Raw genomic sequence first — 14,642 nt, 5'->3', positions numbered from 1 at the left:
AACATGAATCTTATTCCATTTTTTTACTGGTTCACTCTTTGTCTTCCTTTCTTTCAATGGTTTGACATATTACAAATCTATCTTTTTTATCTTATCGAAATTCTATCTGCCAAAACTAAGGTTCTTTTTACTTTCCGCCTTCATAAAAGGACTGCTTATCGCCAGTCCCAACAACAGGCAGGCTATTTTCGCGATCTGTTTCATATTCGTTTAGCTGAGTTAATTTATTCGTTTGCGAAGGTAAAAATAAATCAACTATTTCGGGATGTTTTTGCAGCCAAACTTTTGCTCCCTCCGATTCACGTAAAGGATACTCTTCCATTATATCCATCAGTTCGCTCAATTGTTCATTGGTAAACCTGAAGTTTTTAAAGAAAGCCGCAACGTAAGGGTGAGTTTCGGAAAAGCCTTTAGTAGCAACGGCTTCGATATGTTCTGCATTACCGAACACACCTTTACTGTCTTCCAGAAATTTCAGGTCATAACGGGAAAACATCCAGTGAGGTGTCCAGCCTGTCACAACAATCCAGTCGTTATGTTCAACCGATTTTTGCAGGAACGCCGTCATGGTAGGCCCGCTGGATGGCATCAATGCCAGTTGTAATCCGTATTCATCAACAGCCTTTTCCGTCAGGTTCATCAGGCTGGCACCGATATCGATTCCGATAATTTCATTTTTGAAACGTTCTTTGTGCGCATTCAGTTCTTCTATCGTATTGATCGTTACATAAGACGGAACAGCCAGTCCTAAACGGGCATTTTCAAACGGAACACCAATCGTTTCCAGACGGTCGCCATATTTTTTCATATAGTCGACATGCGTATCCGGAAGCCACGCATCCAGAAACAGATCGACTTTACCGGCAGCTACGGAGGTAAAGATAGGAGCGATATCGGCATTCTTCAAAGTCACTTTATATCCCTGTTCCTCCAGCATTGCCTTTGCCAGATAACTCATGGCGATGCCTTCCGACCAGTTCACATAGCCGATCGAAATCTCCTTCGGGTCTTTGGCACGACTGCAACCGGCAAGGAACATGAGCACAGCCAAGAGCAGGATCAGGTTGATAAGTATAAATAATCTTCTCATACAATTTTTCTTTTTACAGTTAATCACGCAGGTTTATTTCTTACGAACAAACCCCTGAGTTATACGATCCAGTACAATGGCCAGAATCACAACGGCAATACCGCCTTCAAATCCAAGACCGATCTTCATCTGGGTAATACCTTTCAATACGATCTCCCCCAAACCTCCGGCGGAGATCATTGCGGCAATCACCACCATAGACAACGCCATCATAATCGTTTGATTCACTCCCGTCATAATCGTCGGCAACGCCAACGGCAGCTGTACTTTGAAAAGTAGCTGGCGGGAAGTTGCTCCGAATGAGCGGGTCGCCTCAACGATATCCTCCGGAACCTGCCGTATTCCTAAATCCGTCAAACGGACAACCGGCGGCATGGCAAATATCACCGTGGCAAAAGCACCCGGCACAGGTCCCAGCCCGAAGAACAAGACAGCCGGGATCAGGTAAACAAAAGCCGGCATTGTCTGCATCAGGTCCATAACCGGACGAATTATTTTGGCGGCAATACGATTTTGAGCCGTCCATATCCCAAGCGGGACACCCAGAATGAGGGCAATTACGGTAGACGATAAAACCAATGCTACGGTCTGCATCGTCTGCTCCCAGAATCCCATCCCGTAGATCAGGAAAAGTCCCAACAACGTAAGTACAGCTGTCCCTTTACCGGCTTTATACCAAGCCAGTACCGTTAAGGCCGGAATCATAATGTAAAAAGGTATCCATAACAATCCATGCTGAAAGGTCTCGATGAAACCACCGATAATATTATTGACGACATCAAAAAAATGTGCCCAGTGTTCCGTCATCCAGTTGATGACGATTTCTATATATTTTCCGATATTAATCATAAATCTATTGCGTTTTGAATTATTTCTTCTATTTCTTTCTGGTCTTTTCCGGTCATTTCAATGATGATGGCGGAAGGAGAGACAACACCCACCAACTGATTTTTTTCATTGACAACAGGTAAAGCCTGCCGTACTTTCGGAAGCAAAGGAAGCATGTCTTCCACTGTGGTATTTTCAAGGACAGAAGGCACTTCTTTCTGTACGATAGAACTGACATCCTTGCTTCCCTCTTTCCGCAATTTCAATACATCTTTATATTGTATCTCACCGATAAACTGATCGTCATTCCCGATAACAGGCAGTGCATACAATCGTTTTTCACGCATTTTACGAAAGATCGCTTCCGGACCGTCTCTTTTAATCCTTACAACGATCGGTTGTTTAAGCATTATCGATGAAGCTGTTACGATACGTCCCCGGTCCACACTTTCTGTAAAACGTGTTACGTAAGCATTTGCCGGATCAGTCAGTATCTCTTCCGGTGTGCCGACCTGCACGACTTCGCCATCTTTCATAATGGCAATACGGTCGCCCAGCTTAATCGCCTCGTCCAGGTCATGCGTAATAAAAACAATCGTCCTCTTCATCTTCTCCTGCAAAAGAAGTAATTCATCCTGCATCTGTTCACGGATCAACGGATCCAATGCAGAAAATGCCTCATCCATCAAAAGGACTTCCGGATTATTAGCCAGTGCACGGGCCAGGCCGACACGTTGCTGCATGCCGCCGGACAGTTCATCGACCCGCTGGTTCTCGTAACCTTTCAGACCGACCAGTTCGATACTCTCCTGCGCTTTCTTCTCCCGTTCTTCTTTAGAAACACCTTGCAATTCCAGACCGAACGAAACATTACTTAATACCGTACGGTGAGGTAATAACCCGAAATGCTGAAAAACCATAGCCAGTTCTTTCCGGCGTATCTGTAATAATTCCTTATCAGACGAACGTGTTATGTCGATCCCGTTCACACGGATTTCTCCCATTGTCGGTTCATTCAGCCGGTTTATGCAACGCAACAAAGTAGACTTTCCACTACCGGACAATCCCATGATAACGAACATCTCCCCTTCTTCAATTTCCAGGTTTGCGTTACGGACAGCAACTGTACATCCGGTTTCTTTCAATATTTCCTGTTTACTTTTTCCTTTCAGTATCATCTTTTTCGCTCTGCTCTTCTCTGAACCGAAAAGGATAGATAAGTTTTTTATTTCTATCTTCGCCATATATCTAATTATTTTGATTTCATGTCCGGTGGTTATAGTCCAGATCTGCTTTTTCAGACAAGTACAATCTGGTATCCGGACGCACATAATGAATCCGGAATAACTTTTTTTCAATAAACTTTATATGCTAATTTTTACACCCTGGTGGTAAACGGAATCAGTACCGTTACATTACTACAACAAGTAAACCTTGATTTAGTTCATTTAAGGCAAAAAACATCTCGTACCGGACAGATGTTACCAGACAATAAACAGTCATCGCCATTTCTTAATAAAGCTTCTAAAGTTCCATGAAAATCAACATAGATGAATAACATCTAAAAAATATATGATATTTTTGTAAGAAGAAACTTCCGTCAAATGCCGCTCCGCAGAATACCGGAGAACAAGAGTTTATAAACTGTAGCTTGGAAAAATCAAAGAAGCGTGGATACTGTCAATATATAGACATTGAGGCTCTCGACAGGCCCCCCAACAATATGTATAACAGTACCACGCTCTTATCTATATACACGAACAACTTTACAATTATCTCATTGTGTATAAACAGAAAAGAACATTTGCATTTACAGTACTATTATTTGTTGGGTGAAATTGTCGAGATTTCAATGTCAAATAATATTTAAAAACGCTTATGTCTAACTTATAAAATGCTCATGAAGCAACACCTTGCATTTCATGTGCGGAACAAAGATACACAGAAGATTTAAATAATCAATTTTTCATCTAAAAATATACATGTATACAATAGAAATACATGTAACCATTGTTATCTGATCAGTAAGTATTTTGTTTTCGAGGGCCTCATAAATGTTTTTGAGGACGCCAAAAACAGATTACTACCGGTAAAAAGAATAGGATTACCTAAAACAACCGGTAAACTAATTCGGTAATTCGGAGAGAAACATGTACATTTGCATTTTAAAGTATAAAATTAAATCTGTATCACAATGAAGACGCAATTATGCCAAAAGCTCGTAGTTTTCTTTCTCATAAGTGTATTTGTCAGCGGTTGTAATATCGGGACAAAAAAGACGACGGATAACGATGTGACATTCGATTCGATCAGTGTGGACAAAACATATCACCTCCTGGAAAACCCGGAAAATCCGAATTGTAATCTTCAGATAAACTTCATCTATCCAGCAAAATACGACAATAAAGATATCCTGAAAAAGATACAACAGCAATTTGTGTATTCTTACTTCGGAGATGGTTACGAAAACTTATCCCCCGAAGAAGCAACTGCCAAATATACCGAAGATTACCTGAACAACTACAAAGATTTGGAAGACGAATATAAAGCAGAAGTAGCAAAAGCCGACGAAACTCCGGTCGGAGCATGGTTCTCCTATTTTGAAATGTCGTCCAATGATATAGCCTACAATAAGAATGACATCCTAAGTTACACTATCAACTTTGAAAATTACACAGGTGGTGCTCATGGCGCCCATTCTTTTACGAATCATGTCATAGATATGAAAACAGGCAACCCGATTAAGGAAGACGACATCTTTATCGAAGGTTTTCAGGAAGACCTGGCACAAATCCTTATAGACCGGATTGCCAAACAAAATACCGTGGAAAATCCGAAAGAATTGGAAAATATAGGTTTTTTCAGTATCGACGAGATTTTCCCGAACGGAAACTTCCTGATTGACGACAATGGCATTACCTATACATTTAACGAATATGAGATAGCCGCCTATGTAGTCGGTGCAACGAATGTACATCTTCCTTACGAAGAAATACAATATCTGCTTAAAAAAGAAAGTCCGATTGCACATCTGGCATTTTAAACATAATCTATGGAACTGATAAAAACTTATTTTCCGGAGCTGAACGAAACGCAACTTGCACAATACGAAGCTCTGTACGATTTATATACTGACTGGAATTCAAAGATCAACGTGATATCACGCAAAGATATCGAGAATCTTTATCCTCATCATGTCCTTCATTCGCTGGGGTTAACTAAAATGATGAAGTTTAAGGATGGTTCATCTGTTATGGATATCGGTACCGGCGGAGGATTTCCCGGTATTCCGTTGGCTATATTCTTTCCGGAAGTACAATTTCATCTGGTTGACAGTATCGGAAAAAAGATCAAGGTCGGACAAGCCGTGGCGGAAGCTATCGGTTTGAAGAACGTAACATTCCGTCACTGCCGGGCTGAAGAGGAAAAACAGCTTTTCGATTTTGTTGTCAGCCGGGCAGTCATGCCATTGGGAGACCTGGTCAAGATATCCCGCAAAAATGTAAAGAAAGAGCAGCACAACGCATTGCCCAACGGATTGATATGTCTGAAAGGCGGTGAGTTGCAACACGAAATACAGGCTTTCCAAAAACAGGCAATCGTTGTTGAACTGGGCGATCACTTCAAAGAAGAATTTTTTCAAACTAAAAAAGTAGTATACGTACCGTTATGATTACAATAAAGGCTTTTGAATTCAATTATTTCCAGGAAAATACATTCGTGTTGTATGATGACACCAAAGAAGCTGTCATCATCGACTGCGGTTGTCTTCGCCCGTCGGAAGAAAAAGAGCTGAGCGATTTCATTACAGAGAATAAACTGACAGTGAAACATCTGCTTTGTACGCATTTACACCTGGACCATATTTTCGGGAATCCGTTTATATATAAAACGTATGGTTTATCCCCGCAAGCACACCGGCTCGATGTGGAACAACTCCCTGCACCCGACAAACAGGCACAAGCATTCGGACTGCCGGGACATTTCAAAGAAATCCCGGTACAGAAACAGCTGGTCGGCAATGAAGTGGTCAAATTCGGACATTCGGAATTATTGGTCCTGACAGTTCCCGGACATTCTCCCGGCAGCGTGGCTTTCTACAATAAAAAGAACGGTTTTGCCATTGTTGGAGACGCGTTGTTTGCAGGAAGCATCGGCCGTACAGATTTATGGGGTGGTAATCAGGAAGTACTGATCGCTGCCATCAACGACAAATTGCTGTCATTGCCGGATGAAACGGTCATTTATCCCGGACACGGACCGGAAACAAGAGTTATCGACGAAAAATTAAACAATCCTTATTTATAAACACATTAAATACTATGGACACAAATAAATTTGTAAACCGCCACGTCGGCATTGCAGAGGAAGATATCCCGGCTATGCTTGAAGCTATCGGTGTTAAATCGGTTGACGAACTGATTGACCAGACAATCCCGGCCAATATTCGTCTGAAAGAACCTCTGAATCTTCCGGAGCCAATGACTGAGCGGGAGTTTGCAGAACATATCGCCGAACTGGCATCCAAGAACGAAGTTTTTACGTCTTACATTGGAATGGGATGGTATGATACTATCTGCCCTGCTCCTATCCAGCGTAATGTCTTCGAAAATCCGGTATGGTACACCTCATACACACCGTACCAGGCTGAGGTATCGCAGGGACGCCTGGAAGCACTGTTGAACTTCCAGACTGTAATCAGTGAGCTGACCGCTCTACCGCTAACCAACTGTTCTTTGTTGGATGAAGCGACTGCTGCTGCCGAAGCTGCAACCATGTTCTACGGAAGCCGCAGCCGTGCACAGGCAAAAGCCGGAGCTAATACGCTATTTGTTGATGAAAATGTATTTGAATCCACTTTGGCCGTAATCAAAACACGCATGATACCACAAGGTATCAACGTGGTAATAGGAAATTATAAGACATTCATCTTTACACCGGATGTATTCGGAGCTATCGTACAATTCCCGAATGCGGATGGTTCGATTGAAGATTATAAAGAATTTATTGCAAAAGCGAACGCCAACGAAACCCGTGTAGCCGTAGCAGCCGACCTGATGAGTTTGGTATTGCTGACACCTCCGGGCGAATGGGGAGCCGACGTAGTGTTCGGCAGCAGCCAGCGCTTCGGTATTCCGATGTTCTACGGTGGTCCTTCTGCTGCTTATTTTGCAACAAAAGACGAATACAAACGTGCTATTCCGGGACGTATCATCGGTATCTCGAAAGATGCTTATGGACATCCGGCTTACCGCTTGGCTTTGCAGACACGCGAACAGCATATCAAACGTGAAAAAGCAACTTCAAATATCTGTACCGCACAGGCTTTACTGGCAACAATGGCCGGTTTCTATGCCGTATATCACGGAGCAGAAGGTCTGCGCAACATTGCCGGACGCATCCACGCTTCGGCCGGATTCCTGGCTGCCGAACTTGAAAAATTAGGTTACAGACAACTGAACAAGGATTACTTCGATACATTGAAGATCGAATTACCGGCTCATGTTTCTGTAAATGCACTGCGTGAAATCGCTTTGGAATGCAAGGTGAACCTTCGCTACTTCGAAGGCGGCCAGGTAGGCATCAGTATTGACGAAACAACACAGCCTACCGATATAGGCGTATTGTTGTATATCTTCGCCGGTGCTGCCGGAAAAGACTATATGCTGGAAGAAGCCATCCCGGAAAAAACTTATTTCGATCAGAAATTCGCCCGTACTTCCGACTTCCTTCAGGAAGATGTATTCAAAAAATATCATACGGAAACCGAGCTGATGCGTTATATCACCCGTCTGGGACACAAAGACGTATCATTGGCACAGTCGATGATCTCCTTGGGGTCATGTACGATGAAACTGAACGCTGCATCTGAAATGCTTCCGCTCAGCCGTGCTGAATTTATGAATATTCACCCGTACGCACCGGAAGAACAGGTAGAAGGCTATACGGAGTTGATTGAAAACCTGTGCTGCTACCTGGCAGAGATCACCGGATTCAAAGGTGTTACATTACAACCGAACTCAGGTGCCGCCGGCGAATATACCGGACTTCGTGTCATCCGCGCTTATCTCGAAAGCATCGGACAGGGACATAGAAATATCGTATTGCTTCCGGCATCGGCCCACGGAACAAATCCGGCCAGTGCTATCCAGTGCGGTTACACGACTGTTACTGTTAAATGCGACGAAAACGGTAATATCGACCTGGAAGACTTCCGCGCCAAAGCAGAAGCCAACAAAGACAACCTGGCAGCCAGCATGATCACTTATCCGTCTACCCACGGTATTTTTGAAGTAGACATCAAAGAAATGTGTGATATTGTTCATGCTTGTGGCGGACAGTTATATATGGACGGTGCCAATATGAACGCTCAGGTAGGATTGACCAATCCGGGAACTATCGGAGCTGATGTTTGTCACCTGAATCTGCATAAGACATTCGCTTCACCTCACGGTGGTGGTGGTCCGGGCGTTGGTCCGATCTGTGTTGCCGAACATCTGGTACCGTTCCTACCCTCTCATCCGGTAGCCTGGGGAAGCGATCTGAATACGGTTTCTGCTGCTCCCTATGGTAGTGCAGGTATCCTTCCGATCACTTATGCTTATATCCGCATGCTTGGTTCGGAAGGACTGGAAACTGTTACTAAAACAGCTATCCTGAATGCCAATTACCTGGCTTCTAAATTTAAGGATACCTACGGAATCGTTTATACCGGTGCAACCGGCCGTGTAGGTCACGAACTGATTCTGGAATGTCGCAAGGTAAAAGAAACTTCAGGCATTGACGAAGGTGATATCGCTAAACGTCTGATGGACTTCGGGTATCATGCACCTACGCTTTCATTCCCGGTACACGGAACCTTAATGGTTGAACCGACCGAAAGCGAAAGCAAAGCCGAACTCGACCGTTTTGCCGAAGTGATGGACTGCATCTGGAAAGAGATCAAGGAAGTGGAAGAAGGCAAAGCCTCTAAAGAAGACAATGTGCTCAAAAATGCTCCTCATCCGGAATATGAAGTAACTGCCGATGAATGGAAGCATGAATATCCTCGTAGTAAAGCAGCCTTCCCGCTGGAATGGTTGCATGACAGTAAATTCTGGATCAATGTGGCCCGCGTAGATAATGCTTACGGCGACCGCAATCTGATCCCGACACTCTGTGCTTGTGAAATTTAATAACAACAAACAATCTGAATGAAAAAAGTATTTTTAGCTTTAGCAGCCGTTGCCCTTCTGGCAACGGCTTGCAACAAAGCACCGGAAGCAAAAATCAAAGTGTACGGCTGGCAAGGTGAAGGCGGTAATACAACCGAAGAGACCTTACAAGCCGATTTTAGTAAATGGAAATCGCATGGGCTGGATGGTATGTGCTACAATGCCGGACATGATTTGCAAAAAATCCAGCGTGCCGCTAAAGTGGCTCACGCAAACGGTATGGAATACCATGCCTGGATACCGGCTATGTTACAAGGCGGCATGGATTCAACCCTGTATGCTGTAAACCGCAAAGGCGAGCCGGCTTACGAAGTACAGGCGTATGTTCCTTATTACAAATGCCTTTGCCCAAACCATGAAGGGACTGCCGAATTCCTGACCGATCTATACGGCAAAGTAGCCGATATTCCTGAAGTAGATTACGTTCATCTGGATTATATCCGTTATGTAGACGTTATCCTCGCCAAAGGTCTTTGGGAAAAATACGGTCTGGTTATGAACGAAGAATATCCGACTGCCGATTATTGCTATTGCGACAAATGTGTAGCCGATTTCAAGGCTGCTACCGGTATCGATATTAAATCTGTTGAAGATCCTTCCAAATGCAAAGAATGGGCTCAGTTCCGTTGTGACCTGATCACTAAGCTGGTAGATCGCATTGCAGATACAGTCCATGCTAAAGGTAAAAAGATCAGTGCAGCCGTATTCCCCGGTCCTGACTCACACGCCAAATGGATGGTTCGCCAGGAATGGAATAAATGGAATATCGACGCATTCTTCCCGATGAACTACAACGACTTCTACCTGGAAGACGCTGCCTGGGTAGGCGAGGTGACGAAGGAAGAAGTAAACTCTGTGAACGGAGAAAAACCCGTTTTCAGTGGTTTATTCATCTGCCACGATTGGCAAAACAAAGCTAACATCAAAGATCCGGAAGGACACGGTCTGATCCCTTCTGAAATAGAAGAAGCAGTACGCGGATCGATGGAAAGCGGTGCAGCCGGTGTTGCCCTGTTCACCCCCGGTAACATGACCGACGAACATTGGAAAGCTTTCGACAAAGCGATTCATCAAACTTACACTGTAAAGAAATAAAAGACTTACACAAGATGTAAATAAACGCAGGTATACGCAGCTCTAATTTTCTCATCTGCATATCCCTGCGTTTTTACATTTCATATTCTAATTCTAAAAACAAATAACTATCGCATGAACACAACGACAAAGAAAGAGAAAATCAAATTCAGTAAAGCGTTTTGGGTAGCCAATACCGTTGAACTATTTGAACGTGCCGCCTACTATGGCGTATTTATCGTAATAACACTCTACCTCAGCCGCATTCTCGGATTCAACGACATACAAGCGGCAACCATCGCCGGAACATTCTCCGCATTCCTCTACTTCCTCCCGACTTTTGCCGGTGCACTGGCCGATAAGATCGGATTCCGCAATTCCATGCTATTGGCCTTCTCTTTGCTGACCATCGGTTATGCCGGGTTGGGGCTTTATCCTACCTGGCTCCAGTCAGCCGGACTGGTTGAATACGGGACAACAACAACATTTACCGGATTGCTCGAAAGTAATCTCCGTTATGGAATTATCCCGATCATGATACTGATCGTTATCGGAGGATCATTCATCAAAAGTGTAATTTCCGGAACTGTAGCCAAAGAAACAACTCCCGAAACCCGTGCCAAAGGTTTCTCCATTTTCTATGCAATGGTAAATATAGGAGCCTTCTCCGGCAAGACTATTGTAAAACCGTTGCGCGAAGCATTAGGGAACGAGGGGTTGATCACTCTCAACTATTTTTCCGCTTCAATGACATTCCTGGCTCTTATTGCGATCTGGTTTTTCTATAAAAGCAGCCAACATTCCGGTGAAGGAAAAACTTTCGGACAAATATGGACGGCACTGATCAAAGTCTGTACAAACGGTCGCCTGATCATATTGATCTTTATTATTTCCGGTTTCTGGATGGTTCAGCACCAGCTGTATGCAACCATGCCTAAATATGTTTTACGTTTGGCTGGCGAAGGAGCTTCTCCTTCCTGGTATGCCAACGTGAATCCGCTGGTTGTAGTATTGACCGTAAACTTAGTTACCCAGTTAATGCGTAAGAAAACCGCACTTACCTCTATGACATTCGGTATGTTCATCATGCCGATCTCCGCTCTTTGCATGGCATCGGGAAATATGCTGGATGGCAACACAACTATCCTCGGTATGCATCCGGTAGCTTTCATGATGGTAGTCGGGATTGTCTTCCAGGGACTAGCGGAAACATTTATCTCCCCCCGTTTCCTTGAATATTTCTCATTGCAGGCCCCCAAAGGCGAAGAAGGATTATACCTCGGTTTCAGCCACCTTCACTCCTTCCTGTCATCTATACTCGGATTCGGCTTATCAGGCTTCCTATTAAGCAAATACTGTCCGGAACCGACACTGTTCGCCACGCATGAAGAATGGGTAGCCGCCAGTGCACATGCACATTATATATGGTATTATTTCGGGGCGATCGCACTGGTATCGGCTGTTGCTCTGATTATATATGGGCAGGTAGTAAAGAAACTGGATGCAACCCGCTGTTAAAAACCTAGTATAGAGCAAAAAAGAAGGAGATTTTCTCATTTTCAGAGAATAATTTCCTTCTTTTTTATTAGGTTATCTACTTTCTATTTATTCAGTAATTGCTGAATTGCTGTTTGAGATCCTTTCTGCTTTTTTGATATAGAGATTGTAGGAAAAAGTGCTTCTATTTCATATGATTGCAAAGTATCTCTCGGATCAAAACGATCTGAAGCCACATATTTTTCAACCGAAGTTATTAATTGCCTCGTCGCTAAACGGTTATCTATATCACTTTCCGGATCTACACAAAGAACGAACAGCTTACCCTTTCTAACCTTTGCCTCGAAAGCAATACCCAGTTTCTGATTTGTTTCATACGAATCTATACTTTGAATAATAGGAGTTATATTATTCAAAGCAGTCAAATCCATAGCCGTTGCATGATTCAAAATATCCCACCATTGCCAGTCGGCATATGATTTTGTGGGAAAACACCTAAAAACCGGATGTTGGGCATTAATCAAAGTACCCACAATCATCGGATTCCAATTAAACATGATCGGGTTCCAAAAATGACTGGCAAAATGAGTTTTACGCCCTTCGCATTTTTCCGGAATCAGTAATACATTATTTCCATCTTCAAGCATCTTCAAAGTTTCTTCATTCCATTTACGTGTATAGACAAAATTCGTTTGTTTTTCCGTTTGTTGCGGATATACCCAAATATTCCATTCATTTTTTACTCCTCCCATTCCTGCTTTCAATGTTAGTTGACAAGCATGAGTTATTCCATCCAAATCAATATCAATCGTACCTAAAGAGTCAACCGTATAAGGCTGGATATTTTTATTGTCCAAAGTGCCTTTGCTTATTATTTTCCCATCTTCATCTATCAGGCTCCAGTTTAGCTTTTCCTTTTTAAGAACATCTTTACCAAAATGATATATATCCATTTTTACTTTCAATTGTTCACCTGAAAGAAAAGTTCGTTTCTGTAAACGGGCCAGCAAAACAGTCGGTGCACATGACTCACGAAATTTCTCGGGAGAAACTAAACCTTTACTTTCCCAAAAAGCATCCAGGATTCCTACAAAAGCACTCCCTTGCCCCGGAAAATCAGCAAGGCCTAACAATTGAAAACCTCCCGAAGTACGGGTACGAAGTAAAGATTCATTCACTTCTTTATACTGTAATACGGTATGTGCACCTGTAGCTTTGAAGAAATCATTTGCCTGATGTAACATTCCATTTTTGGTTAACCTTTCTCTAAACACTTCAAAATTACGCGCTTCGAGTACACCCGTATATTTCCTGATCTCATCAAAATTGGGATACATACAACGCTGCCCGGTTTCATGTGCTATAACAGGTACATCAATGTCTGACTCTTTGTTGCGATCCCAATCGGTAGACGGAGTCCCTTCATAAACAGTGATCCATCCTTTGGAAGTAACATGTGACACATAGTATTGATCGGAAGCGGTATGAGTACGAGCCGTAGATGCAGAATAAAGACGACGGTTATCATAAGTCTGCGCTTTCTTGACCAAATCTTCCAAAACAGCAAAATCACCTTCATTTTCATTACCATTACACATTAAAATAAAAGAAGGATGATTACCGTAGGCATCCAGAATAGCATACATCTCTTTTTCAAAGAAATCGCGCCTGGCAGGATATTTGCCAACATCCTTAATCCACATGGGTAGTTCGGCTTGCAGATACATTCCCAATTCATCTCCTGCTATAAATGCAGCTTCGGGAGGGCACCATGAATGAAAACGGACATGATTCATACCATATTCCTTAATTGTAGAGAATATACGTTTCCAATCATCCACATAGGTAGAAGGATAACCGGTCAGAGGAAACACTGCACAGTCGAGTACACCACGCAAATGGATATCATGGCCGTTCAAACGGACATGATGCTTACCTTGTTCTACATTCCGCATACCGAACGTAATCGTCCGGGTGTCCTGCTTTCCGTCTACAAGCAATGTTGTTTCAAATTCATACAAAAAAGGATTGAACTCATCCCATAATTTTATCTGTTTACCTAAGCTAATCGTTTGCTCAATGCCCTTTTGTGCAACGAGACTATCTATCCCAACCTTATGGGTTGCAACAAGTTTGCCTCCTTTTTCACGGACATGCAACTCTAATGATCCTTTTTGAAATGTAGTTAAAGAAGATAACTCGACTTTCGCTAAAACAGACTTATTCTCTATATCAGGATACACATTTACACGGCGAATATGAACCTTTTCTTTGGCCTGTATAGATATATCACCTACTATTCCATTCCAATTAGTTTGTGTGTATTCGGTAGTTCCGTGGTTCCATTGATCCATTGGATATTTCAAACGATTGTCTACACAAAGGGTCAGGGTATGCACTCCCGGTGTTAAATATTTTGTTAAGTGGAAAATATTGGGTGTACTCAAACGTTCATCCATACCAACCAACTGCTCATCTACAAAAACTGTCGTCTCCCAATGACAACGTTCCAGATTCAAGACTATATCTTTATTCTTCCATTCTTCAGGAATAACAACTTCACGTTGGTACCAGGCAGCTCCCTGATACTCGAATTTACGACTGAGACGGTCCACATAACGAGCATTATTTTTAATACCTTTCCCTCCCTGATCCGTAGATCCGGGTAATACAATAGTCTCTACTAATTTATCCAGATAGAGTTCCGATCCGGGGGTTTTACCAAATCCCATAGGATCCAATTGAAAACGCCACATACCGGACAAATCAATCTTTAGCGAATCTGTTTTCGCCTGCATCAAATATGCCACAAAGCATAACAACAATAATACTACAGTTTTTCTCATCTTGTTTTTAATTATCACGCAACAAAGAAATATCAAATCCTCTCAATAAAAAATAGACTATATTTAACCGAGATGGACTATCTTAAGAAATCA

10 protein-coding genes are annotated in these 14,642 nt (G+C 42.8%); 6 read left to right on the top strand and 4 right to left on the bottom strand.

From position 1 onward, the window contains the following. Positions 1-127 precede the first annotated feature (127 nt). The 3 genes from NBH15_RS11355 to NBH15_RS11345 are packed head-to-tail and all read right to left on the bottom strand — an operon-like array spanning position 128 to position 3,162. Positions 128-1,090 carry a glycine betaine ABC transporter substrate-binding protein gene (locus tag NBH15_RS11355; RefSeq protein WP_250822709.1) on the bottom strand — a complete coding sequence of 321 codons (963 nt, stop codon included), beginning with the start codon at positions 1,088-1,090 and terminating at the stop codon, positions 128-130. Positions 1,091-1,123: 33 nt separating this feature from the next. After that, complete coding sequence (locus NBH15_RS11350; protein ID WP_128134776.1) at positions 1,124-1,939, bottom strand: ABC transporter permease; 816 nt, start codon at positions 1,937-1,939, stop codon at positions 1,124-1,126. Beyond that, positions 1,936-3,162, bottom strand: a complete 1,227-nt coding sequence (locus NBH15_RS11345; RefSeq protein WP_128134777.1) for a quaternary amine ABC transporter ATP-binding protein — start codon at positions 3,160-3,162, stop codon at positions 1,936-1,938. The genes NBH15_RS11350 and NBH15_RS11345 overlap by 4 nt, the downstream gene beginning before the upstream one ends. 950 nt (positions 3,163-4,112) lie before the next feature. On the opposite strand from NBH15_RS11345, the gene NBH15_RS11340 reads away from it, so the two are divergent. The 6 genes from NBH15_RS11340 to NBH15_RS11315 all read left to right on the top strand — a co-directional run bounded on the left by NBH15_RS11340 (position 4,113) and on the right by NBH15_RS11315 (position 11,724). Further along, the gene (locus NBH15_RS11340) at positions 4,113-4,961 is read left to right on the top strand and encodes a DUF3298 and DUF4163 domain-containing protein (RefSeq protein ID WP_128134778.1); all 849 of its coding nucleotides are present in this window, start codon (positions 4,113-4,115) and stop codon (positions 4,959-4,961) included. A gap of 9 nt (positions 4,962-4,970) precedes the next feature. After that, positions 4,971-5,591, top strand: coding sequence for a 16S rRNA (guanine(527)-N(7))-methyltransferase RsmG (rsmG, locus tag NBH15_RS11335; RefSeq protein ID WP_128134779.1), 621 nt, complete (start codon positions 4,971-4,973; stop codon positions 5,589-5,591). Continuing rightward, positions 5,588-6,226 carry an MBL fold metallo-hydrolase gene (locus NBH15_RS11330; protein ID WP_128134780.1) on the top strand — a complete coding sequence of 213 codons (639 nt, stop codon included), beginning with the start codon at positions 5,588-5,590 and terminating at the stop codon, positions 6,224-6,226. The genes rsmG and NBH15_RS11330 overlap by 4 nt, the downstream gene beginning before the upstream one ends. A gap of 14 nt (positions 6,227-6,240) precedes the next feature. Beyond that, complete coding sequence (gene gcvP / locus NBH15_RS11325) at positions 6,241-9,093, top strand: aminomethyl-transferring glycine dehydrogenase (protein ID WP_250822708.1); 2,853 nt, start codon at positions 6,241-6,243, stop codon at positions 9,091-9,093. A gap of 18 nt (positions 9,094-9,111) precedes the next feature. Continuing rightward, positions 9,112-10,227, top strand: coding sequence for a glycoside hydrolase family protein (locus NBH15_RS11320; protein ID WP_195437634.1), 1,116 nt, complete (start codon positions 9,112-9,114; stop codon positions 10,225-10,227). Between the two features lie 114 nt (positions 10,228-10,341). Beyond that, the gene (locus tag NBH15_RS11315; RefSeq protein ID WP_122328485.1) at positions 10,342-11,724 is read left to right on the top strand and encodes an MFS transporter; all 1,383 of its coding nucleotides are present in this window, start codon (positions 10,342-10,344) and stop codon (positions 11,722-11,724) included. Positions 11,725-11,807: 83 nt separating this feature from the next. Here NBH15_RS11315 and NBH15_RS11310 read toward each other — a convergent pair whose 3' ends face one another. Next, positions 11,808-14,501, bottom strand: coding sequence for a glycoside hydrolase family 2 protein (locus tag NBH15_RS11310; protein WP_250822710.1), 2,694 nt, complete (start codon positions 14,499-14,501; stop codon positions 11,808-11,810). Positions 14,502-14,642: the final 141 nt, after the last annotated feature.

Source organism: Parabacteroides caeci (assembly GCF_023656795.1).
GTDB lineage: Bacteria > Bacteroidota > Bacteroidia > Bacteroidales > Tannerellaceae > Parabacteroides > Parabacteroides segnis.
The sequence above is the reverse complement of the archived record's forward strand: the minus strand, read 5'-3'. Positions and strand labels throughout refer to the sequence as shown.